18 protein-coding genes are annotated in these 22,172 nt (G+C 74.5%); 9 read left to right on the top strand and 9 right to left on the bottom strand.

Annotated features, from left to right (window positions below; all coding sequences use genetic code 11):
* Nucleotides 1-111: 111 nt before the first annotated feature.
* The gene (locus tag OG730_RS39690) at nt 112-948 is read left to right on the top strand and encodes an SDR family oxidoreductase (protein WP_327308852.1); all 837 of its coding nucleotides are present in this window, start codon (nt 112-114) and stop codon (nt 946-948) included.
* A gap of 39 nt (nt 949-987) precedes the next feature.
* Here OG730_RS39690 and OG730_RS39685 read toward each other — a convergent pair whose 3' ends face one another.
* Complete coding sequence (locus tag OG730_RS39685; RefSeq protein WP_327308851.1) at nt 988-1,971, bottom strand: hypothetical protein; 984 nt, start codon at nt 1,969-1,971, stop codon at nt 988-990.
* A gap of 277 nt (nt 1,972-2,248) precedes the next feature.
* Between OG730_RS39685 and OG730_RS39680 the strand changes: the two genes are divergently transcribed.
* The gene (locus tag OG730_RS39680; protein WP_327308850.1) at nt 2,249-3,367 is read left to right on the top strand and encodes a glycosyltransferase; all 1,119 of its coding nucleotides are present in this window, start codon (nt 2,249-2,251) and stop codon (nt 3,365-3,367) included.
* A gap of 47 nt (nt 3,368-3,414) precedes the next feature.
* Here OG730_RS39680 and OG730_RS39675 read toward each other — a convergent pair whose 3' ends face one another.
* Nucleotides 3,415-4,290 (bottom strand): NAD(P)H-binding protein, encoded by an 876-nt coding sequence (locus OG730_RS39675; protein ID WP_327308849.1) that lies wholly within the window; start codon nt 4,288-4,290, stop codon nt 3,415-3,417.
* 106 nt (nt 4,291-4,396) lie between these two features.
* On the opposite strand from OG730_RS39675, the gene OG730_RS39670 reads away from it, so the two are divergent.
* Nucleotides 4,397-5,131 carry a TetR/AcrR family transcriptional regulator gene (locus OG730_RS39670; RefSeq protein WP_327308848.1) on the top strand — a complete coding sequence of 245 codons (735 nt, stop codon included), beginning with the start codon at nt 4,397-4,399 and terminating at the stop codon, nt 5,129-5,131.
* Between the two features lie 48 nt (nt 5,132-5,179).
* On the opposite strand, the gene OG730_RS39665 is transcribed toward OG730_RS39670, so the two are convergent.
* The gene (locus OG730_RS39665) at nt 5,180-6,916 is read right to left on the bottom strand and encodes an acyl-CoA dehydrogenase family protein (protein WP_327308847.1); all 1,737 of its coding nucleotides are present in this window, start codon (nt 6,914-6,916) and stop codon (nt 5,180-5,182) included.
* 81 nt (nt 6,917-6,997) lie between these two features.
* Nucleotides 6,998-7,558, bottom strand: a complete 561-nt coding sequence (locus OG730_RS39660) for a PadR family transcriptional regulator (RefSeq protein WP_327308846.1) — start codon at nt 7,556-7,558, stop codon at nt 6,998-7,000.
* A 148-nt stretch (nt 7,559-7,706) separates the two neighbouring features.
* On the opposite strand from OG730_RS39660, the gene nadE reads away from it, so the two are divergent.
* The 3 genes from nadE (at nt 7,707) to OG730_RS39645 (ending at nt 10,523) form a co-directional block, all read left to right on the top strand.
* On the top strand, nt 7,707-8,537 hold the full coding sequence (gene nadE, locus OG730_RS39655) for an NAD(+) synthase (RefSeq protein WP_327308845.1): 831 nt from the start codon (nt 7,707-7,709) through the stop codon (nt 8,535-8,537).
* A 176-nt stretch (nt 8,538-8,713) separates the two neighbouring features.
* Nucleotides 8,714-8,974: a hypothetical protein gene (locus tag OG730_RS39650; protein WP_327308844.1), complete on the top strand. Its 261-nt coding sequence runs from the start codon at nt 8,714-8,716 to the stop codon at nt 8,972-8,974.
* A 28-nt stretch (nt 8,975-9,002) separates the two neighbouring features.
* Nucleotides 9,003-10,523, top strand: a complete 1,521-nt coding sequence (locus tag OG730_RS39645; protein WP_442815154.1) for an MFS transporter — start codon at nt 9,003-9,005, stop codon at nt 10,521-10,523.
* A gap of 90 nt (nt 10,524-10,613) precedes the next feature.
* On the opposite strand, the gene OG730_RS39640 is transcribed toward OG730_RS39645, so the two are convergent.
* Nucleotides 10,614-11,258: a TetR/AcrR family transcriptional regulator C-terminal domain-containing protein gene (locus OG730_RS39640; protein ID WP_327308843.1), complete on the bottom strand. Its 645-nt coding sequence runs from the start codon at nt 11,256-11,258 to the stop codon at nt 10,614-10,616.
* 92 nt (nt 11,259-11,350) lie between these two features.
* On the opposite strand from OG730_RS39640, the gene OG730_RS39635 reads away from it, so the two are divergent.
* Nucleotides 11,351-12,790 (top strand): FAD-dependent monooxygenase, encoded by a 1,440-nt coding sequence (locus OG730_RS39635; protein ID WP_327308842.1) that lies wholly within the window; start codon nt 11,351-11,353, stop codon nt 12,788-12,790.
* A gap of 30 nt (nt 12,791-12,820) precedes the next feature.
* Here OG730_RS39635 and OG730_RS39630 read toward each other — a convergent pair whose 3' ends face one another.
* From OG730_RS39630 to OG730_RS39620, 3 genes are all read right to left on the bottom strand, one after another.
* Complete coding sequence (locus OG730_RS39630) at nt 12,821-14,437, bottom strand: alpha/beta hydrolase (RefSeq protein ID WP_327308841.1); 1,617 nt, start codon at nt 14,435-14,437, stop codon at nt 12,821-12,823.
* Nucleotides 14,438-14,860: 423 nt separating this feature from the next.
* Complete coding sequence (locus tag OG730_RS39625; protein WP_327308840.1) at nt 14,861-15,751, bottom strand: patatin-like phospholipase family protein; 891 nt, start codon at nt 15,749-15,751, stop codon at nt 14,861-14,863.
* Between the two features lie 103 nt (nt 15,752-15,854).
* Nucleotides 15,855-17,084 carry a glycosyltransferase gene (locus tag OG730_RS39620; RefSeq protein WP_327308839.1) on the bottom strand — a complete coding sequence of 410 codons (1,230 nt, stop codon included), beginning with the start codon at nt 17,082-17,084 and terminating at the stop codon, nt 15,855-15,857.
* A 667-nt stretch (nt 17,085-17,751) separates the two neighbouring features.
* On the opposite strand from OG730_RS39620, the gene OG730_RS39615 reads away from it, so the two are divergent.
* Nucleotides 17,752-19,887, top strand: coding sequence for a PIG-L family deacetylase (locus OG730_RS39615; protein ID WP_327308838.1), 2,136 nt, complete (start codon nt 17,752-17,754; stop codon nt 19,885-19,887).
* Nucleotides 19,888-20,064: 177 nt separating this feature from the next.
* Complete coding sequence (locus OG730_RS39610; protein WP_327308837.1) at nt 20,065-20,529, top strand: hypothetical protein; 465 nt, start codon at nt 20,065-20,067, stop codon at nt 20,527-20,529.
* Nucleotides 20,530-20,533: 4 nt separating this feature from the next.
* Here OG730_RS39610 and OG730_RS39605 read toward each other — a convergent pair whose 3' ends face one another.
* Nucleotides 20,534-22,039 (bottom strand): glycoside hydrolase family 15 protein, encoded by a 1,506-nt coding sequence (locus OG730_RS39605; protein WP_327308836.1) that lies wholly within the window; start codon nt 22,037-22,039, stop codon nt 20,534-20,536.
* Nucleotides 22,040-22,172: the final 133 nt, after the last annotated feature.

The following is a 22,172-nucleotide window of genomic DNA, read 5'->3' as shown; positions in this document are numbered from 1 at the left end:
GCGCCCGCGCGCCTCCGCGCGCCCCCGCAGCGGGGATGACCCCGGGCCATGGCCGCCCCGAACATGAACTGCCGCCATCATCCGCGGCAATTCGGCCATCACGGGGGAACCATGGGACGACGCTGGCTGGTCACGGGATGCTCTTCGGGGCTCGGACACGCGCTGGCCACCGCGGCGGCCCGGGCCGGGGACGAACTGGCCGTCACCGCCCGCAAGACCGCCGACCTGGAGGACCTGGCAGCCGCCTGGCCCGGCCGGATCGTCCCGATCCCCCTCGAACTGCGGGACGAGGCCTCCTGTGAGGAGGCGGTGCGCACCGCGGCGGAGCGCCTCGGCGGCATCGACATCCTCGTCAACAACGCCGCCGTCGGGCTGTTCGGCGCGGTCGAGGAGGTCTCGGACTCCGAACTCCGCGACCAGCTGGAGACCTTGGTCGTCGGCCCCTGGCGGCTCGCGCGGCTCGTCCTGCCGCTGATGCGAGCCCAGGGGCACGGCCACATCCTCAACGTCTCCTCCGTGGTCGGCCGGATGGCCTTCCCGGGACTCGCGGCCTACACCGCCGGGAAACACGCCCTAGAAGGCATGAGCCGGACCCTCGCCATGGAGGCGGCTCCCCACAACATCCGCGTCACCGTCGTCGAACCCGGCATGTTCGCGACGCGCTACGGAACCTCCATGGCCGAGGCGGCCCTTCGGGTCCCCGCCTACGACGCCACCAACCGCGAGATGCTCGAAGGGGCGCGGGGCCTCGCGGACAGCCCCGAGACCGGACGCCCGGAGTACTTCGCCGAACGGGTCCTGGACATCGTCGCCGCCGAGGGCCCGACCCCCCTGCGGATCCCCGTCGGCGACGACGCCTACGGGTACATCGACGCGGCCGAGGAGGTGGACCGCGCCGAGCACGCCGCGGCCCGCCTGCTCGTACAGGGCCCGCCGCCGCAGGCCTGACAGCGGCCCGCGAGGCGGTCGGATCGGCGGGCGGCGGGATCAGCGGGCGGCGGGGAAGACCTTCAGCCAGGTGCCGCCCGGACCCCCGGTGGCGTCGGCGTAGCCGCACCCGTCGGCCTGCGCGGACGCGGCGGCGTAGGACACCTCGATCCTCACCTTGGGGAAGTCCGCGACGAAGGCCGCCACCGCGGCCCGGCCGGCCTGGCCGGGCCCGCGCTCGCCGACGAGCCGGACGGTGCCCTGGTCGATGCCGCGGATCCATTGGCGGAAGGACTGCGGGCGCATCTGCTGTCCCGGCGCCATCGCGTCGCGGATCTGGTCCGCGATCTGGTCCAGGGCGGAGGCCACCTCGTCGAGCGGCGCCTCGGTGCCGCTGGGCGCCGGGTACAGGAACGGGGCGCGCGGCTGCTGGTCGACCGCCGTGACCGTGCCCTGGAAGCGGTAGCCGTCGCGGCCGGCGACCTTGGCGTCGAAGGTCGCGGTGACCGCGGCCACGGGGCTGCCGGGGTAGCTCTTGACCCACTGGCCGCCGTCGCCCTGCTCGGCGTCGCCGATGCCGTAGCTCCCGTACAGTCCCTCGCCGGCCTGGAGGAGTTGCGCCGTGCCGCCGCCGAACAGGGCGTTGCGGTAGCGGACCTTGAGGGCGAGGGCCGGGAAGTCACGGCGGAAGTCCTTGATCACCGACCGGCAGGAGTGGCACGGACCCATGTCGGAGGACAGATCGACCGTGCCCTTGCGGACGGCGGCGATCCGGGTCCGGTACTCGGCGGAGCTCCGACAGCCGAGGTGGCGGTAGATCGCGTCGGCGAGCAGGTTGACGACCTGCCGCTCGGCGTCCTTGCGGTGCTGGTTGCCGCGCAGGGCTCCGGTCCAGTCCGAGGGCTCGGGCAGGTCCTGGTAGTAGTTGTCCCCGCGCAGGTCCTGGTGCGAGAGGCTCTCGAGCTCCCCCTCGAGGTCGGCGTACCCGACGAAGGCGATCGAGTACCGCAGTCGCGCCTTGTTCCTGAATGCCGCCGTGGTCATGGGCCCCCCACTCGGTCCCGGCGTACGCCGCGACCCGGCCGGCGGCCGGATCCTTTTCGCCGCACCCCACCGCCCCACCATGACCCGGAGTGATGACAGATCACTGGACGAATGCTCAACGTCCAGCTCCGGAAGGTGGGTTGGCCGCCAGAATCGTCCGAAATTCGATCATCTCCATGGAAACCGAGGCGAGAGCGGGTTCGTTCGACCATGTGCCAGAACCCTCAAGGAGCCCCGACCACGCGGTAATTCGGGGGTCCACCCAAGGAGTAATAGCGTGCGCATCCTCTTCACCGGCCCCGCTTCGGTGGGCCACCTGTTCCCGATGGTGCCGACCGCCCAGGCCCTCCAGGCCGCCGGGCACCAGGTGCTGTTCGCGGTCTCGGCCCCGTACGAGCAGATGCGGCAGGCAGGCCTGCCCACCGTCGAGATCGGCGACGGCTCGACGCTGATGGACGCCTTCAAGCGCGCCTCGAACGGCGCGGACCTCGAGTTCGTCACGGACGGCGACAGCTTCGAGGAGACCGAGCGCCAGGCCGCGGCCGGTTTCGCCGAACACGGGCGGGTCACCATCGACGACCTCCTCGCCCTCGCCACGGCCTGGCGGCCGGACGTCATCGTCCACGCCGCCTTCCAGGCCGCCGCGCCCCTGGTCTCCGCGGCCCTCGGCATACCGGCCGTGGTCCACAACTTCGGCGTGATGTCCGGCCTCGGCATGGTCGACCGGCTCGCCGGCCTGCTCACGGACGAATACCAGGCCCGCGGGGTCGAAGGCCCGGCCACCCGCACCGTCCTCGACGTCATACCCCCCTCGCTGGGCGGGGACGGCACCGGCTGGCGCGTCCGGTACACCCCGTTCAACGGTGGCGGCTCCGTTCCGCGCGACCTCCTGGCCCGCGGCTCCCGGCCCCGTATCGCCATCACCCTCGGGACCGTGGTGCCCGCGTTCGCGGGCGTCGACCCGGTCGCCCGGGTCGTCTCCGAAGCCGCCTCGGTCGACGCGGAGTTCCTGCTCGCGGTCGGCGACACCGACCTGAGCTCGCTCGGCGCGCTTCCCGGCAACGTCCGGGCGCTGCCCTGGGTGCCCCTGGCACAGCTCCTGGACGGCGCGGACGCGATCGTGCACCACGGCGGCTCCGGCACCATGCTCACCGCCGCCGCTCTCGGCGTCCCGCAGTTGATCCTCCCGCAGGGCGCGGACCACTTCATCAACGCCGATGCCGCCACCGACCGGGGCTTCGCCCTCCGTACGACCGGCGACGATGTGGACGCCGACCTGCTCGGACGGCTGCTCACCTACGAACCCCTCCGCAAGGCGGCCGCGGCCACCCGGGCGGAGATCGCCGCGCTCCCCTCCCCGGCCGGCCTCGTCGCCTCCTTCGAGGCCATCGGCTAGCCCGGGAGGCCCGTCCGGCGCCGCCGGGCTTCAGGCGGTGCCGGGCTTCAGGCGGTCACGGCGGGCTTGAGAACCTCGACGCACCACTGGCGGAAGGTCGTGGGCGCGGGCCGGCCCGGGTTCGCGTGGTCGGCGTCGTAGATGCCGTCGTTCTGGGCCGCCGCCATCTCCGCCAGGCCCCGGGCCCAGGCGTCGCTCATCCCGTAGCCGGCCATCGTCGTCCGGTACGTGTCGAGGTCGGTCTGCCGCGCCCGGACCGGCCGCTCCAGGACCTCGGACATGATCCGCGCCATGTCCGAGGGGGTCAGGGCGTCGCCGCTGATCAGCGGGATCTCGTCCTGGCCGCTCCAGGAGCCGTCGAGCAGCAGGCCGACGGCGGCCTCGGCGATGTCGCGGGTGGCGACGGTCGCGAGGGGACGGTCCACGGCGTTCGCCGTGAGGAAGCCGCCCTCCGCGATCGCCGCGGCCTGGCTCAGGAGGTTCTCCATGAAGAAGGGCATGGCCAGGGCCCGGTAGTCGACGCCGGTGTCCTCGATCAGCCGGTCCATGGCGAACGCGGGCGACAGCAGTCCGGCGGGCCTGCCGTAGGCGCGGCCGAGGCTGGTGATGCCGACCACCCGTTCGACGCCGGAGGTCTCGAAGGCCTCGCAGGCCGGGCGGGTGAAGTCGAGGTAGTGGGCGAGGGCGTCCTCGGCCCGGGGGTCCGGCGGAACCAGCCACAGGACGCTGTCGGCGCCCTCGAACGCCTCGGCGAGCACCTCGGGGTCGTTGTGCGAGCCCCGGACGACGGCGACGCGCTCGTGGACGGCCGGATCCAGCCGGGAGGGGTCGCGGGCGATCACCCGGACGGGGTGGTCGCCCTGGGCCAGCGCGCCGAGAACCTGGTGGCCGATCCGGCCCGTGGGCGCGGTGATGACGATCATGGGGACCTCCTGGGGATGCACTGCTTCCACTTGTTTCCACTGATAACGAAAACACGTTAGCGAGAGCGAAGCAAATCGCTAACGTGATGCTGTTATCGTTGGAAACATGGAGAGCACCGACCGCGGCACCGGCCGCCCCGCCCCGGCCGAGGGCAATCGCGAGCGGATCATCGCCGCCACCGCCGCGCTTCTCGCGGAAGGCGGCCGGGAGGCCGTGTCGACCCGTGCGGTGAGTACCGCCGCGGGGGTCCAGGCCCCCACCATCTACCGGCTCTTCGGCGACAAGCAGGGCCTCCTCGACGCGGTGGCGGCCCACGGCTTCGCGGTCCATCTCGACCAGAAGGCCGTACTGGAACCCAGTGGCGACCCGGTCGAGGACCTGCGGACCGGGTGGGAGCTCAACCTGTCCTTCGGGCTCGCCCACCCGGCCCTCTACGCCCTCATGTACGGGGATCCCCGCCCCGGGGAGCCGCCCGCTGCGGCCCTGGCCGCGCTGGAGATCCTGGGCGCCCACATCCACCGGATCGCCGAGGCGGGCCGGCTCCGCGTCGACGAGGAGCGGGCCACCCGGCTGGTGTACGCGGTGGGCGGCGGCGCAACGCTCGCGCTCATCGCCACCCCCGAGGACCGCCGGGACCTGAGCGTCTCCCGGCTGGCGAGGGAGGCCGTCATCGCCGCGATCACGACCGAGGCCCCCTCGGCGCCGGCCCCCGGTCCCGCCGGTGCGGCGATCGCGCTGCGGGCGCTGCTTCCGCAGGCCACCGGGCTGACGCCGGGCGAGCGGCTCCTGCTCGGGGAGCTGCTCGCCCGCATCGCCGACCCGGCCTCGACCTCGGTCTGACGCGACGGAGGCCCGGGAGGCCCGGGCCTCAGGACTTCACACCGGCTGTCAGGGCTTCATCTCGTACGCCCCCGCCAGGGCCTCCACCCGGTCCCACACGCGCGCCGAGCGGCCCGCGTCCACGGCCGGGCGGCGGACCGCGCCGAGGGCCCAGGCCTGCTGGTCCTCGGTGGCGGAGTCCTTGCCGTGCAGTTCGACGGCGTGCGCGGAGAAGTCCCGTACGAGGACGCCGAACAGCTCGTCGAGCACGTCCTCGTCCAGTCCGGTCAGGCGGGCCTGCTCCAGGACGAGCTGGCCGTGCACGACCAGGGCGAAGAGCTGGCCGACCGCCAGGAGGAGGTCGAGGTCGCGGCTCTGCCGCTCGTCGGGTGCGGCGGTCTCGACGAACGCGCAGAGGGCGTCGGCCTGCGCGCGGAAGCGGGCCACGTTGGGCAGGGCGGCGTACGCCTCGTAGGCCGGACGCCAGTCGTGGAACCGTACGGATCCGAGGCCGCGGGCCGGTCCCTGGCGGAAGAGGAAGGCGTCGTCGGCCGCGTCGAGGCGGGTGGGGACGGGGGCGTAGCCGGCCGGTTCCAGCAGGTGGTTGCGCATGAACTTGAGGATGAGCGCCAGGTTGACGTGGACGGTGCCCTCCAGCTTGGGCAGGCCGCGGATCTCCACGGCCGCCTGGGCGAAGTAGGTGTCCTTCTCGAAGCCCTTGGCCGCGATGACGTCCCACATCAGGTCGATGACCTTCTCGCCCTCCGTGGTCACCTTCATCTTGGTCATCGGGTTGAAGAGGAGGTAGCGGCGGTCGTCGGGGCCCGCGGAGCGGAAGTAGTCGACGGCGCGGTCGCTGAACAGCTTCATCCCGACGAGGCGGACGTACGCGTCGGTCAGCTCGCGGCGCACGTGCGGGAAGGCGGTGACGGGGCGGCCGTAGAGGATGCGGCCCTGCGCGTGGGTGACGGCCTCGTACATCGCGTGCTCGCAGATGCCGATCGAGGCGGTGCAGAGGTTGAACTTGCCGACGTTGACGGTGTTGAGGGCCGCGTCGAAGGCCGCGCGGCCGGTGTGCAGGACGTCCTCGGCGCCGACCGGGTAGTCCGTGAGGCGGAACTCGCTGACGTACTTGGAGGAGTCGACGACGTTCTTCACCACCTCGTACGCGGGGTGGCGGCTGTCCGCGGCGAAGAAGACGTAGCCCTCCGGGCCCTCGACGTCGGTGCGGCGGCCGAAGACGGAGACGAGGCCGGCGGCGTTGCCGTTGCCGATGTAGTACTTCGAGCCGGTGGCCCGGAAGCCGCCGGAACCCGCACCGTCGACGTACGGCTCCAGCAGCATGTCGGTGTTGTAGATGTCCGCGCCGTGGGTCTTCTCGGACAGGCCGAACGCGAACACCTCGCCCGCGTCGAGGAGCTGCGCGGCGCGGTCGCGGGCGGCGGCGTTGTCGCTCTGCCAGACGGGGCCGAGGCCGAGGATGGTGACCTGCCACGCGTACCAGTAGTCGAGGCCGTAGAAGCCGAGGATCTCGTTGAGGGCGGCGATGCGCGCGGTGTCCCAGCGCTTGTCCGGCCCGTCCTGGCCGGCGGCCGGCTCCGGGGTCAGGAAGGTCGCGAAGAGTCCTTCCTTCGCGGAGAACGCGAGGAAGTCCCCCAGCCAGGCACGGGTGCGGTAGTCCTCGATCAGCCGGCGCTTGCCGCGCTCCTCGAACCAGTCGACGGTCGCGCGCAGCAGCCGGCGGGTCTCGGGGTCGAAGTGCGCGGGGTCGTAGGTGCGCGGGTTGAACAGCAGCTGGTCGCTCATGGGCGTTCGCCTTCCGGTCGGAGGATGAGGGGTGACGAGGGAGTGGGAGGAGGGAGGGAGGGAGGGCGCGGCGGCGCCGGGTCAGGGGGAGGCCAGGCGGTGGAGGGTGGCCAGTACGTCCTCCAGCCAGGCGAGCTGCATGCGCTCGTAGGCGATGCCGCCGCGGAGCACGACGTGCTGGAGCTCCCGTCCGGCGTCGGAGGGATCCGGAGCCGGAGCCTGCGGCCCGGTGAAGTCGCGGAGCTCTCCCGCCAGGTAGTGCGTGAGCCGCTCGGCGTGCGTCCGGTGGTGCCGCTCGACCTCGCGGATCAGGGCGGCCGGATCGTCGAAGGCCGCGCCGCGGATCTTCACGGCGAGCTCGTGGCGGACGGTGTCGGCCTGGATCGGCTCGTGGAGCCAGGCCGAGAGGGCGGCGCGGCCGGCCCCGGTGACGGAGTACTCCTTCTTGTCCGGCCGGGTCCGCTGCGGCACTTCGCGGACGTCGAGCCGCCCGTCGCCCTCCATCCGGCTCAGCACGCGGTAGATCTGCTGGTGCGTCGCGGTCCAGAAGTAGCCGATGGACCGGTCGAACCGGCGGGCCAGCTCATATCCGGATCCCGGCTGCTCCAGCAGGGAGACGAGGATCGCGTGCTCAAGTGCCATGCACTGATCCTTCTATGCAACTCGTTGCATAGACAAGCGCCGCCACCAGGGTGAGACACGGCTCACCCGCGCGCTCGGTTAGGGTCGGCGGGACAGCGCGGCGCATCCCGTCGCCTCGCGAACCGACGAACCACCACGAGGAGCAGCCGTGAGCCAGCCGGCGTCCACCGCCCTGCAGCAGGAGATCGCCCGGGAGCTCCTGGTGGCCGAGAGCTTCGACGCCGAGCGCGAGATCGAGCGCCGGGTGGCGTTCCTCGCCGAGCGGCTCACCTCCACCGGCCTGCGCTCCCTGGTGCTCGGGATCAGCGGCGGGGTGGACTCCACCACGGCCGGCCGGCTCTGCCAGCTCGCCGTGGAGCGGGTCCGGGCGGCCGGGCACGAGGCGGTGTTCTACGCGATGCGACTGCCCTACGGGGTCCAGGCCGACGAGCGGGACGCCCAGCTCGCCCTCGGTTTCATCAACGCCGACCGGGTGCTGACCGTGGACGTGAAGTCCGCGAGCGACGCGGCGCTGGCCGCTTCCCTGGCCGGCGGGACCGTCTTCCGGGACGCCCACCACCAGGACTTCGTGCAGGGCAACATCAAGGCCCGCCAGCGCATGATCGCCCAGTACGCGGTGGCCGGCGCGCACGACGGCCTGGTCGTCGGCACCGACCACGCAGCCGAGGCGGTCTCCGGCTTCTTCACCAAGTTCGGCGACGGCGCGGCCGACGTGGTGCCGCTGACCGGGCTGACCAAGCGCCGGGTACGTGCCTGCGCCGACGCCCTGGGCGCACCGGCCGAGCTGGTCTGGAAGACGCCGACGGCGGACCTGGAGACCCTCGACCCCGGTAAGGCCGACGAGGACGCGCTGGGCGTCACGTACGACGAGATCGACGACTTCCTGGAGGGCAAGCCGGTCGGAGAGCGCGCCTTCGACACCATCGTCCGCCGCTACCGACTGACCGAGCACAAGCGGCAGCTGCCGATCGCGCCGTAGCGGCACGGCCCCAGGCCGGTGCCGACCAGGACGAAGGGGCCAGGACCGAAGCGGGCGGGACGGAAGCGGGCATGACGGGCGCGTGAACTCGGTCTCCCCGGGGTACTGGACGGTCACGGCGAGCAACAATTTGCCCGGCTCGCCGTGGTGGTCCAGCCCACACCGGAGGAGTCCCCGTGGCCGTCCTCAGTACGATCCTCCTGGTCCTCGGTGCCTGGTGCGCCGCGAGTCTCGCGACCGTCGCCGCGTACGCCGCCGTGCGCGGCCTCCACGTGCGGCGGCAGCGGGCTGCGGCGTCCGCGCCGGTCGGCGCGGGTGCCGCCCGGGGCGACGGCCGTCGTCGGCGAACCCTCCGGCCCGCTCACCGGTCCGGCCGCGGGCCCGGCCGCTCCGACGCGGACCGCAGGGTCCCACCGGCGGACCTCCAGGCGGGCTGAACGTCACGATCCGTGTTTGGCTGACTGCATGACGTCCGCCCACGGAACCCCATCCGGCCCGATGCCCGACGCCGCAGCCCGGCCCGCCGACGGCGCACCGTCGGCTCCGCCCGACCCCCGGCGCTGGTGGGCCCTCGCCGTCATCGGACTGGCCCAGCTGATGGTCGTCCTCGACGCGACGATCGTGAACATCGCGCTCCCCTCCGCCCAGCGCGATCTGGGGATGTCGGACGGCAACCGGCAATGGGTGATCACCGCCTACTCGCTGGCGTTCGGCGGGCTGCTCCTGCTCGGCGGGCGGATCGCCGACCTCATCGGCCGCAGACGGGCGTTCGTGATCGGCCTGAGCGGCTTCGCCCTCGCCTCCGCCCTGGGCGGCGCCGCAAGCGGACCGGGGATGCTCTTCGCGGCCCGGGCGCTGCAAGGCGTCTTCGCGGCGCTCCTCGCGCCGTGCGCGCTGTCGCTGCTGGCCACCACCTTCGACACCCCGCGGGAACGCGCCAAAGCCTTCGGCGTGTTCGCCGCGATCGCGAGCGGCGGCGGCGCCGTGGGCCTGATCGCCGGGGGCCTGCTCACCGAGTACCTGAACTGGCGCTGGTGCCTCTACGTCAACGTGGTCATCGCCGCGATCGCGGTCATCGGCGCCTTCGCCGTCCTGCGCGGCTCGGGCCGCACGGGGGCGAGGCTCGACGTCCCGGGGGCGGTCCTCGGGTGCGGCGGACTCGCGGCCATCGTCTACGGGCTGAGCGAGGCCGAACCGCGCGGCTGGTCCGACGGCCCGGTCATCGGGCTGCTCGCCGGCGGGGCCGCCCTGCTCGCCGCCTTCGGCTGGTGGCAGACACGGGCGAGCGACCCCATGCTCCCCCCGCACATCATCAGGGACCGCACGCGGGCCGGCTGCCTCGTCACCATGGCGCTGGCCACCGTCGGCCTGTTCGCCCTGTTCCTGTTCATGACCTACTACTTCCAGCTCGTCCTCGGCTACTCCCCCGTCCGGACCGGGCTGGCCTTCCTCCCCATGACCCTGGCGATCATCACCGGTGCGACCCAGGTCTCGGCGCGCTTCCTCGACCGGCTCGCCCCGCGCCGGCTGATCGTCCCCGGGCTCCTCCTGGCCACCCTGGCCCTGGTCCTCCTCACGCGGCTGAGGGTCGACTCCTCGTACGCGACCCACGTGCTCCCCGCCATGCTGGTCCTCGGGTTCGGCATGGGCCTGGTCTTCATGCCCGTGATGTCTACGGCCACCCAGGGGGTGGCGCGCAAGGACACCGGGATCACCTCGGCCACGCTCAACACGGCCCAGCAGGTGGGCGGGGCGATCGGAACGGCGCTCCTCAACACCATCGCGAGCACGGCCGCGACGGCCTACGCCGCCTCGCACCCCGCCGGACCGGCGCAGGCCGCGGTGCACGGCTTCGGGGTCGCGCTCTGGTGGGCGGCCGGCATCATGCTCCTGGGCGCCGCCACGGCCGCCGTCATGGTCACCGCACCGGCGCCCGCGCCCCGGCGCGAGGTGCGGGGCGCGGCGGTCGCGGCCCCGGCGCCCTGACGGGGACGCTCGCAGGGCCCGCGGGGTCCGCGGGGCGCGCGGATCCGGTGGGGCCGCTCGATCCGGCGGGGCGGGCGGGTCCGGTGGGGCCTACGGGCCCTGCGGCGCCGGCCGCGCGGTCGGCGGGAGCAGGGTCGAGGCGATGCCCGCGAGCACCGCCGCGAGGCCCGCTTCGAAGCCGGCGTCCTGATCGCGGAACATCTCCGGGCCCGCCTCGGCCGTCAGCGGGTAGCCGGCGAGCCGTTCGGCGCGGGCCTCCAGGTCGTATCCCTCGCCGTCCGAGCCGGGCAGCGGGCCCATCGACTGCTCCTCGATCACGTACCCGATGGTGTAGCTGTACACGGTGAACCAGGCCCGGGCCGCCCCCGCCGCCGTGAAGCCGCCCGCGACGAGCGTCCGCAGATGGGCCTCCATCGGAGCGGCGTAGCTCATGTCGGTGAAGTGCGTACCGCTGTAGACCTTGGCCCCGTCCCGGTAGCGCAGCAGGTGCTCCCTGAGCCCCCGCATCGCGGCCTCCAGTGCCTGGGACCAGTCGCGGGGCGGGCGGGCCGCGTCCAGGTCCGCCGTCATCCGGCGGAACATCTCGGTGGCCATCTCGTCGAGCAGCGCCTGCTTGTCCTTGAAGTGCCAGTACAGGGCGGGTGCCTTGACGTCCAGCTCCTTGGCGATGGCCCGCAGGGTCAGGCCCTCCAGGCCCACGTCTCCGAGCAGCCGCAGGGCCGTGGACGCCACCATCGCCCGGTCCAGGCGGGGCCTTTCGGGTTTTCTCTCTCGTTCTTCTCTCACCACCTTGACAACTTAACAGCGTTAAGCGGATTCTCGTACCCATGACAGCACTTAACAGCGTTAAGGAACTCGGCGGTCCCGACGTGCTCGTCGTCGGCGCCGGCCCCACCGGACTGGCCCTCGCCCTGGACCTCACCCGCCGCGGCGTCCGCGCCCTGGTCGTCGAGCGGGCCGACACCCTCTTCCCCGGCTCCCGGGGCAAGGGCCTCCAGCCGCGGACCCTCGAGGTCTTCGACGACCTGGGCGTGGGTGACGCCGTACAGGAGGCGAGCGCCCACGCGCCCATCGGCCTGATCTGGCAGGACGGCCTGTCCGTGGGCGAGCACGACATGCTCGGCGACGCCGGGGTCGGCGGCCCCACGGACACCGAGCCGTATCCGCGGTCCCGGCTACTGCCGCAGTGGCGCACCCAGGAGATCCTGTTCGAGCGCCTCACCGGGCTGGGCGGCCGGGTCCGCTTCGGCGTCGCCCTGACCGGTTTCGACCAGGACACCGACTCGGTGAACGCGCACCTCTCGGACGGCAGCACGCTGCGCGCCGCCTATCTGGTCGCCGCAGACGGCGGCCGCTCCACGGTGCGCAAGGCCCTGGACATCGCAATGACCGGCGAGACTGTGGATCCCGCCCCGATGGTCGTGGCCGACGTCCGGCTGCGTCCCGGCGCCCTGGACCGCGACCACTGGCATCTGTTCCCCGGCCCGGCGGGCGGCTTCGCCGCGCTGTGCCCGCTGCCCGGCACGGACGAGCACCAGTTCGTCGCGCGGACCGACAGTCTCGACATCCCCGCCGCGGTCGCCGCGCTGACCCATCTGGGCGCCGAGGACGTCACCGAGGTCCGGTGGGCCTCGGACTTCAGGCCGCGCGCCGCCATGGCCGACCGGTTCCGCTCCGGCCGGGTGCTGCTCGCGGGCGACGCGGCGCACGTGCACTCCCCGGCCGGCGGCCAGGGGCTCAACACCAGCGTGCAGGACGCCTACAACCTCGGCTGGAAGCTCGGGCAGGTGCTGCTCCACGGTGCGGATCCCGCGCTCGTGGACACCTACGAGCAGGAGCGCCGGCCCGTCGCCGCGCACGTACTGGGCCTGTCCACGCGGATCCACCGCGGCCAGGAGGAGCGCGGCGACGCCACCCGCCAGCTCGGCCTGGGCTACCGGGGAGGCCCCCTCTCCGAGGGGGCCGCGGGCGCCCTCGAGGCCGGGGACCGCGCCCCCGACGGCCCGCTGCCGGACGGGCGCAGGCTCTTCGACCTGTTCCGGGGACCGCACTTCACCCTGCTCGCCGTCGGCACGGACGCCGAACTGCCTTCCCTGGAGCTGGAGTTCCTGGAGGCGCACCGGATCGGAGCGTACGAGCCCTACGGCAAGGGGCTCTTCCTGGTCCGGCCCGACGGGTACGTGGGCTGGGCGGGCGAGGACGCGACCGGACTGGCCCGCTACCTCGCCCGCCTGGCCCGCCCCGGCTCACCCGTGGTGGTGCGCTGAGGCGGATCCGAAACCGAGGCGGATCCCCGGTCAGCGCAGGGTGGGGATCACGTCGTTCGTCTCGTCGACCGGCGCGGGAGCGGCGGTGCGGCGGCCGAGTGCCTCCGGGGGCGTCTCGTCCGCGCAGACGGTGCCCCGTGCGGGCAGGGCCAGGGTGGCCAGGTAGGAGTTGACGAGTGCGCTGACGCACTCGCTCCGGTTATAGCCGGTGTGCCCCTCGGCGTCGAAGGTCAGGAGCCGGCCGGCGTCCAGCGTCCCGGCCAGGGCCACGGCGTCCTGGTACGGGGTGTCCGGGTCACCGGTCGTGCCGAGGACCAGGATCGGGGCGGAACCGGCCGCCCGGTAGGAGCCCTCGTAGCGGCTGGGGCGTTCCGCCTGCCACTGTGCGCAGGCGGGCGCGTGGTTGTGGTCGTAGGTGGGCGGTCCCAGGCCGATGGGCGGCCCGAGCAGCGGCGCCGAGGCGGACTCCGCGCCGACCAGGGCGCCCAGGAGGAGCCGGCTGCTCGGGTAGACGCGGTCGGCGCACTCGACGGCCAGGTTGACGTTCAGGAAGTCGAAGGAGCCCGGTGAGGGGGGTGAGAGGAGGAAGGACGTCTTGTGTGCCTGGGCCAGGGCCAGCGCCTCTCCCAGGTAGGGCCAGATCTCCTTGCCCGAGTTGATGTTGAACATCAGGCGGTAGGCGAGGGTGTAGCCGGTGGCCGGGCGTCCGCTCGCGGTGATGACGGGATCGGCGTCGAGGTCCCGCTTGAGCCGCTCGAAGGCCTGCCGGGGCTCGCCCGCCCCGAATCCGCAGGCGGTGGCGTTCTGGGCGCACCAGTCGAGGAACCGGCCGACCGCCGAGTCCAGGGCGGTGAACTGCGCGGCGTCGTAGGCGTAGGGCACGTCGGCGTAGCGGCGCGGATCGTAGGCGCCGTCCAGGACCATGGCGCGCACGCGCCGGGGGAACTGGGCGGCGTAGACGGTGCCGACGTAGCTGCCGAAGGAACGGCCGTAGAAGGTGAGGGTCTCCTCGCCGAGGGCCTGGCGCAGCAGGTCGAGGTCCTTGGCGTTGGACCCGGTGCCGATGAACGGCACGAGCCCGCCGGCGCGTTCCCGGCAGGCGGCGGCGAACTCCCGGCCCTGTCGGAGGGCGGTCTGCAGGGCTCCCGGTCCGGGGACTCCGCGCGCGGCGTCGACGGCGGCCGAGTACTCCGCGTCGTTCCAGCACTCCACCTGGCCGCTGCGCGCCACGCCCCGCATGTCGTACCCGACGACGTCGAAGCCGTCCCGGAGGGCGGCGGGGAGTGCGGCGTAGCTGTTGCGGGCGAAGTTCACGCCGGAGTTGCCGGGTCCGCCGGGGTGCAGCACCAGGACGCCGGTGCGGTGGGCCGGGTCGGCCGCGAGCCTCCGGGTGACGGCGATCGGGATGGTGCTTCCGGTGGGCCGGCGGTAGTCGAGCGGCACCTGGGCGGTCGCGCACTCGAAGCCGTCTCCCGGGTCGTCGGCGCAGGGACCCCAGGTCAGTACGGGTACGGGCGGGGCGGGCGGAGCGGTGGCGGCCCCCGCGGCCCCGGGGCCGGCTCCGAGGAGCGCGGTGACGGCGATCAGGACGAGGGCTATCCCCCACACCACTCGCTTGCGCGCATCATCGGCTAAACGGGTCTGCATGCGGTGAACTCCCTTGATGGAAGGTCGGCTGCAAGGGCGCACACCGGATCGGGGGTGAGCGGGCGCCCGCGCTCGGCTGAGCGGCAGGGTCAGGTTCCCATCCCCGGGTCGGGCCGGGATAGACGGCGTGCCCTGCGGGATGCGGAACGTACCGCCCCGGCCTGCGGGTTCGGCCCGGCCGGCCCGCCGTCGGGGTGGGCCGGCCGGATGACGGCCGGCCGCGTCGGCCGGTCCTGCCGGGCCTGCCGGGTCGCCCGGTCACCAGGTCGGGGTTCGGCCCGGACGGCCCGCCGTCAAGGTGGGCCGGCCGGATGACGGCCCGGCCGGTCCTGCCGGGCCTGCCCGGCAGGCCGGGTCGCCGGGTCGCCGGGTGCGTGACATCGGCTCGGGCGAGTGGGCCCCGCACGGGGGTGGGGACCGGTGTCAGGCCGTGCCGGATCCCGGGTTCCACACCGGGCGGAGCCGTTCGGCCGCGGCGCCCGCCTGGGCCAGGCCCGCCCGGTACGCCGGCTCCCAGTGCGCCAGGTCCCGCAGGTCCGGCCCGAAGGCCCGTACGGCGTCCGGATCGGGCCCGAGGGTCACGACGGTCCGCGCCCCGTCGGCCCCCGACCGCCCGTCGAGCGGCTCGCGGGGGAACAGGTGCGCCATGGGCTCCACGACGACGAGCGTCCGGGCCCCGGCCGCGAGGTCCGCGTTCGTCCCCGCCCGCAGGGCGCCGTCCATGTACCGCCGCCCCGCGACCGCGACGGGCGGCTCGGCTCCGGGGAAGGCGCTGCTCGCGGCCACGGCCCGGACCAGCGGCACACCGCTCGTGCGGTCCCACACCACGGGCTCGCCGGTGGCCGCCTCCACCGCGGTGATCAGCAGCCGCCGCTCCGGCCAGCCGCCGGCTCCGATCAGCGCGGCCCGCCCCGCGAGCAGCCTCCGCGCGGCCTCGGGGCCCGATGCCGAGTCGGCGTGCTCCAGGGCGATCCGGCCCACCCGCCGCCGGGCCTCCCCCGGTTCCAGGCCGGCCTCCCCGAGCACGGCGAACACGGAGCCCGGCCGGGCGGCGTCCGCCCCGCCGCCACCGGGTCCGGTGGCCGGCGGCGGGGCGGCTCCGAGGGAGGCGAGCCGTCCCGGGTCCTGGCCGGTGGCCAGCAGGGCTCCGACGATCGCACCGGCCGACGTGCCGACGACGAGGTCGGCGCCGCCCAGGTCGACCCCGGCGCGGCGCAGTCCGCCGACGAGGCCCGCCATCCAAGCCGTACCGACCGGGCCGCCCGGTCCCAGGACGAGTGCCCGCTCCGCGATGGCTCCGGTATCAAGGTCCACTGGGTCCGCCCCTCGTCTGCTGCCGTCAGGTGGTGGTCGGTGACCGGTGGTCGGTGACCGGTGACCAACGGGACCGACGGTAGGACCTCGACCGGAGTTGAGGTCAAGCGGTCCGGCCGGCCCCGTCGAGCAGCAGCCGCGCGGCCACCGCCGTCCCGTCGGTGCGGACCGCGCCGGCCACCTCGGCGGCCCGGGCGCGGGTCGCGGGGGCCAGGGCCGTGCGCAGCGCGGCCGACAGGGACTCGGCGTCCGGGGCCGGGCCCCCGTGGGCCGCGCCGATGCCCAGGTCCGCGACCCGGCCGGCCCAGTAAGGCTGATCCGCCCCCTGGGCCACCACCACCTGGGGCACGCCGGCCAGGGCGGCGGTCGTCGTGGTGCCGGCGCTGCCGTGGTGCACGACGGCGGCCACCCGGCGGAAGAGCGCCTGGTGGTTGACCTCGTCGACGAGGAAGCAGTCGTCCCGGCCGTCGGTCAGGGCCAGTTCGGCCCAGCCCCGGGAGACGACGGCACGGCGGCCCCGCGCACGGACCGCCTCGACGGCAGCCCGGGCGACCTCGCCCGGGGCGCTCAGGGGGGTGCTGCCGAAGCCCACGTAGACCGGCGGCAGGCCGTCACCGTCGTCCAGGAACTCCAGCAGCTCGGCGGGGAGGGGCCGTTCGTCCGGCGCGTACCACGCCCCGGTCTGCACCACGCCGAGACCCGTGGGCCGCCACGGCGAGAGGAGCGGGTCCGTGGCCAGCCAGGGGTGGGCGGTGAAGGCGTAGTCCCGTACGGAGTCCACGGGCGGCAGGCCGGCAGCCGCACGCAGGGTGTTGAGCGGTCCGCCGAACATGGTGTGCGCGAGGGCCGCGTCCTGGTCCCAGAGGGCCTGGTTGTCGGTGGTGTCCGACGGTAGGGGACTGCCCCGGCGCGCGGGCGGCCGCCGGTGGGGCGACGGCAGGCTGACCGGCTGGTGGCTCGCGTGCACGTAGCGCAGACCCAGCTTCTCGGCCACCGAACGCGCACCGGCGGTGACCGGCAAGGGGCCCGTCGCCACCAGCGCGTCCGCGCCTTCGGCCGCCCCGGCGACCGCGGCGAACTGTGCGGCCATCAGATCCGCCGCCCGCCGCGCCAGGCCCTCCGCCGATCCGGGCGTCACCGAGGTCACGAGCGGGCGCACCGGGCTGCCGGCCGGCACGAGCTCGACGCCGAGGGCCGCCAGCCGTACCGCGAACTCCTCGTCGGGCGGTGCGCACATCCGCACCTCCGCGCCGAGCCGCCTCAGGCGTACGGCCAGCCCGGCCATCGGCTCCACGGCTCCGCGCGACCCGTACGTCGACAACACCACACGCATGCGGCGACTCTCTTTCGGTAGAGGCGCCCGGCCTCGGGTTCCACGGCGGGGCGCCCGGGTTCCGGCTTCGGTCGGCGATTCTTCGCCACCACCCGGGCCTTGCCGCAAGCCCCCCTGCGCGCTGTATGTTGATCATGGAGCCCCGCCGTATCGGTCGTGGCGGGGTACGCGCCGCCGCGCGAGGGACGCACGTCCGCCGCCGCCCCGACCGACACCCCCTCCCCGGCAGCCCCCTGCCCGACGTGAGCCGTGTGGATCCGCTCACACGGGAGGCACTCCCCTGCGCGCGACCGCACCGGACGGTTCGCCCCCGGACGCCGACTCCGCGTCAGGTGCCAAGGCAGGGGCTCGCACCGCGCCCGCCAAGGCCTCTGCGGTGCACACGAGCGCCCGCGCCGGCTCCGCGGCTTCGGAACGGACCGCCCGGGCCGACCGGGCCGGAGCGGAATTCCACTTCCGTTCCACACGGACAAACTCGATCAATTCGGGTTATTCCGATAAAAGATCACCTATCGCCAGATAGCCGACTCGACGGTGTGTCAGGCGCACACGCGCGAGGCATAATCTGGCCCGGTCGTCTCCGGCAAGCGGTGGGGCCAACGGGGCACCGACCCGCCCCGCAACCCAGTTCCGCACCCGTCCGACCGAATCCCCCGAGGCGTTGCAGATGTCCCTGGCCAGCCGCACCCGCCTCGCGGGCCTGCTCGCCGCGCTCACCGTCGGCGCCGTCGGCGTGACGACCTGGGCCTACGGGTACGGGACCACGCCCGAGTCGGCGGCGCCCGGGGCGGCGCTCCGCCCGGGCGTGACCGAGGGCACGGTCCTCCAGGTGGTCGCGCATCCCGACGACGACCTCTTCTTCATGAACCCCGACCTGAGCCGCTCCATATCGACGGGCATCAAGGTCGCCACCGTCTACCTCACCTCCGGCGAGGCCGACGGCCGCAACGAGGCCCACAGCCCGCACCTGCAGGACCCCACGGCCCCCGCCGACCGCGCCGCCTACGCGGAGGCCCGGCAGAACGGCATCCGGGCCGCCTACGCGCAGATGGCCACCGGCGACCGCACCAGCGCCTGGCAGCGCCGCTCCATACCCACCGTCGGCGGGGGCAGCGCCGAGGTGGACGTCCTCGTCGCACGGCCCGAGGTCAACCTCGTATGGATGCAGTTGCGCGAGGCGCGCAGCATCTCCGGGGACAATCCGGACAGTCTGCGCGGACTGTGGGACGGCAAGGTCCCCGCGCTGGGCTCCCAGCTGACCTCGGGGACGCCGGTCGAGACCCCGTTCTCGTACGACAAGGACCAGGTCGTCGAGGCCATAGCGGCGATCTTCGCGCGGTACCGGCCGACCACCATACGGACGCAGGACCCGACGCCGGGCCGGTCGCGCGGCAGCGGCGCCTTCCTCGACCACCAGGACCACATGTACGGGGCCCGCTTCGTGCAGGCCGCCACCGAGCGGTACGCGAAGTCCACGGACCGGCCGCACTTCTCGGTCCAGAACTACGTGAGCTATCCCAACAGCGGTCTGCCCCCGGTCCTCGACCCGCAGGCCGGCGAGGAGAAGCTCGGCTACCTCAAGACCTACGCCTGGTCCGACCACCAGGACTGGTGCGGCAGCCCCGCCGGCTGCGGCGACCGCAAGACGGCGACCCGGCCCGCGGGCGCCGGCTGGAGCCGGACCATCCGCTACGGCCGGGGCGATGTCACCTCCTGGATGACCGAGGGCGCCTCCGGCCGGCCGTGGGCCTTCACCGTGCTGGACGGGCGGATGGCCTACTGGACCCGCGGCGCGGACAAGGCCCCTTGGCAGGGGCCCGAGTTCCTCGCCGGGTCCGGGATGGACACCGGGGCGACGGCGGTACGGCTCCCCGACGGCAGGGTCGCGGTCTTCGGCACCCGGACCACGCTGGGCGCCACGCCCCAGGAATACCGGCGCGAGCTCGTGCACTCCGTCCAGGTCGCGCCCGACGGCGCCTTCGGCCCCTGGGTGTCGCTGGGCACCCCGGACACGGACGACGTGTCCGGCACCTCGGCGATCAGCGCACCGGCCGTCGCGGTGGACCGTACCGGCCGGATGACCGTCTACGTACGCGATTCCCGGCGCACCCTGCGCGTCAGCGAGCAGTCGGCCCCCGACGGCGCCTTCGGCGCATGGGATTCCCTGGGCGGCTCCGGCCTGCAGGGCGACCCGGTCACCGCGACGGATCCGGCCGGGCGGCGCCACGTGTACGCGGCCACGGCCCAGAGCGTGCTGGCCTGGATCCAGCAGACTCCGGACGCCCCCTTCGGCGCCCCCGTCCCGACCGGGCTGCCGGCCACCACCGGGCCGCTCTCCGCGAGCCCGCGGGGGGACGGCGTCTCCCTGTACTTCCGCCGCCCCGGCACGGGCACCGTCGCCACGAGCCTGGTCACCGCGGGCGGGACCGCACCGCGGTTCTCCCCGGTCACCGAGGAGGGCGGCGAAGGCGGCTACGGCTCCGTCGGCGTCGCGGGGGGCCTGCTCACGGGCCGCGCGGGCGCGGGTACGGTCGGCGTCTCGGACACGGACGGCGGACCGGCCTGGTACGAGTCCCAGATGCACTACACGGGCGCCCCGACGGCCCTGACCGCGCTGGACGGTACGGCCTTCGGCGCCGTGCTCGGCCTCGACGCCGTACTGCACGTCACGACGGCTCCCCCGGCCGGTACCGAGCCGCCCGGCAGCCGTCCGCCCTCCTCCCCCTGGTATCCGGCGGTCCCGCAGCCGGCGGACGAGGCGGACGCGGCGGACGACCGCACGGGCTCCGGGTGGCAGCGCTGAGCGCTGCGGGCGACGATGGCGGCCCACCCCACTCGACCTGCGATCGGGGCTCCCATGACCTCGTGCTCCCCCGCGCGGAGGGACCCCGCGGCTCCTAGGCCGTCTCTTTGGGATCTTGCCTGGCCCGCGCCGCCCGGCAAGATCCAAAAGAGACGGCCTCGTCCCGGCGGCGGGCGCGTGCGCCGGGGGCCGTGGCCGGTCCGTGCCGCGGCCTCGGTCGCCGTTCTGGTGTTCCTCGCCACCGGATGCAGGAACGACACTGCGCCGGCCTGGGGGTACCCGGAGCTCGGGGCGACCCTGGGCTCGCTGTCCCGGGCCCTGGACGAAGGGTGCTCGGGGGCCGCCCCCGAGCGCTGCGCCGAGGATCTCGACCGGCTCGACGTCCTGCTGGAGCGGGCCTTCGCCCAGGTCCTCGACCACCGGCTCGTCGATGCCGCGTCCGTGGACGCCCGCGACGAGGTGGACCGTACGAGGGGGCTCCGCCGCGCCGCCGCGGTCCGGGCGCGCGCGCTCCGGGATCCGCACCACCCCCCGCTCGACGAGGCGCTGGCGGCCGAAAGGCTCGCCTGCCGCGCGCTCCTGGCCGCGCTGGAACACGTCCGCGCCGTGCCGCCGCCGGACGAGGGGACCCGGCCCGTCTGACCCCCTAGGGGGTCAGGGGCGGGGTCGGAAGCCCCGGCCCGTCCAGCGCCACCAGGGCCAGGACGGCGAGGGATCCCGTCCACGCGAGGGGGGCGACCGAGCAGGGCCGGCCCGACCCGTCCACCTTCTCCGGCAGTTCGCCGAGCGCGTTGCGCTTCGAGAGGACCCAGTCCATGACCCGTCCGGCCTTCTCGGGCCGGCCCGTGCCGGCCCACGCGAGCGCGAAGAAGGCCGTACTGGGCGTCCAGGCGTACGCGCCCCAGCGCGCGCCGGGATCGTTCCCGGGGCTCAGCCCGCCGTTGGGCAGCAGCAGTTCCCCGTAGGTGGTGTCCAGTGCCCCGGCCAGGCCGGCGGGGGCCTCGTTGAAGGGGGGCGCCATGAAGGCCACGGCGCTGTCGTGCCCGTGGCGTCCGTCGACGGTCCGCTGGTACCCCAGGGGGAGGAAGTGTGCGGAGATCCCGGCGGACAGCCGCCGCGCGGCCCGGGCCCAGCGGGCCGCCTCCTCGGGCCGGTTCGCCTCCCGGGCGAGGTCGGCCGAGGCGTTGAGCCCGGCGAGGAGAGGCGCGGCCGTACCGATGTTCGCGGTGGGCGTCGTCAGCTCCCAGTAGTCGGGGGACGCCGGGGGCAGCCCGTCCGCCCGCAGGGAGCCCGCCGCGTGGTCGGCGGCCTTGCGGATCATCGGGTAGAGGGTGGCCAGCCGGGCCCCGCGGGTGGCCCTGGGGGCCGCCTGGTACCACTGCCAGGTGGCCCAGGGGACCCAGCCGTTGGCGTCGAGCTGCCAGGCCCTGGCGTCGGGCGGCCCGGATCCGTCGAGCTTCGTACGCGCTTCCCAGACGCCGTCCGCGCGCTGGGTCGCGGCGCTGTAGCGCAGGATCCGGTAGGCCTCGGCGTCGTGTCCGGTGTGCGCGAAGGCCGCGGCGGCGAAGCTGGAGTCGCGCGGCCAGGAGTACTTCCAGCCGTGGCTCCAGCCCGCCGCCACCGCGCCGTTCGGCCGGAGCAGGGCGCGCATGGCCAGCAGGGCCCGCTCCGCGGCCGCGCGCCGTTCGGGCGAGGCGCCGGGGATCCGGCCGGAGGCCAGCCAGGCGCGGCTGGCCCCGATCTGCCGCCGGGCCGCCGGATGGCCGGGGGCGACCACGGCCGAGGCCGTCTTGGCGTAGGGGAGGTACATCCACCGGCCCGAGGCCAGCCGCAGGACGTGGCTCCCCCGGACGTAGCGCGCGTCCGCGGCGAGGGACGGCGGAACGCCCTCGGCGGCGGTCGTGTTGGACAGGAGGCCCGCGGTGGGGACCGTGAGGGCAGCCGGCCGTGCCTGGCCGGGCTCCGGCTCACCCCGGCCCCGGTGGCCCGTGAGCACGGCGAACGACGCCGGGCCGCCGTCGCGGGTGGGGTGCCCGGCCTCATGGCGGGTCGGGTGCCGGGCGTTGGGGTGTCCCGGGGCGCACACGGGTACGGCGACGCTCGCCAAGGCCGCCGTGACGACCGCCCAACGACCGGTCCGGACACCGGGCATCGCCGCTCCCTCCGCCGGGCCCGCGTGCGCGCGGACCCTGGCCCCCATCCTGGGCGAGCCGCGCGAAGGCTGCCACGGAGCGCGCGCCGCGCGGGTGAGCGGGGAGTCCCGGGGCCACGCGGCCGCGTCACCG

The sequence above is a fragment of the Streptomyces sp. NBC_01298 genome (assembly GCF_035978755.1).
GTDB lineage: Bacteria > Actinomycetota > Actinomycetes > Streptomycetales > Streptomycetaceae > Streptomyces.
The sequence above is the reverse complement of the archived record's forward strand: the minus strand, read 5'-3'. Positions and strand labels throughout refer to the sequence as shown.

Coding starts and splice junctions, on each gene's coding strand:
- OG730_RS39615 (WP_327308838.1), top strand. CDS start 17,752: ATGTCCCTGGCCAGCCGCACCCGCCTCGCGGGCCTGCTCGCCGCGCTC.
- OG730_RS39630 (WP_327308841.1), bottom strand. CDS start 14,437: ATGCAGACCCGTTTAGCCGATGATGCGCGCAAGCGAGTGGTGTGGGGG.
- OG730_RS39635 (WP_327308842.1), top strand. CDS start 11,351: ATGACAGCACTTAACAGCGTTAAGGAACTCGGCGGTCCCGACGTGCTC.
- OG730_RS39660 (WP_327308846.1), bottom strand. CDS start 7,558: ATGGCACTTGAGCACGCGATCCTCGTCTCCCTGCTGGAGCAGCCGGGA.
- OG730_RS39670 (WP_327308848.1), top strand. CDS start 4,397: ATGGAGAGCACCGACCGCGGCACCGGCCGCCCCGCCCCGGCCGAGGGC.
- OG730_RS39685 (WP_327308851.1), bottom strand. CDS start 1,971: ATGACCACGGCGGCATTCAGGAACAAGGCGCGACTGCGGTACTCGATC.
- OG730_RS39675 (WP_327308849.1), bottom strand. CDS start 4,290: ATGATCGTCATCACCGCGCCCACGGGCCGGATCGGCCACCAGGTTCTC.
- OG730_RS39640 (WP_327308843.1), bottom strand. CDS start 11,258: ATGGTGGCGTCCACGGCCCTGCGGCTGCTCGGAGACGTGGGCCTGGAG.
- OG730_RS39665 (WP_327308847.1), bottom strand. CDS start 6,916: ATGAGCGACCAGCTGCTGTTCAACCCGCGCACCTACGACCCCGCGCAC.
- OG730_RS39620 (WP_327308839.1), bottom strand. CDS start 17,084: ATGCGTGTGGTGTTGTCGACGTACGGGTCGCGCGGAGCCGTGGAGCCG.
- OG730_RS39690 (WP_327308852.1), top strand. CDS start 112: ATGGGACGACGCTGGCTGGTCACGGGATGCTCTTCGGGGCTCGGACAC.
- OG730_RS39605 (WP_327308836.1), bottom strand. CDS start 22,039: ATGCCCGGTGTCCGGACCGGTCGTTGGGCGGTCGTCACGGCGGCCTTG.
- OG730_RS39645 (WP_442815154.1), top strand. CDS start 9,003: ATGACGTCCGCCCACGGAACCCCATCCGGCCCGATGCCCGACGCCGCA.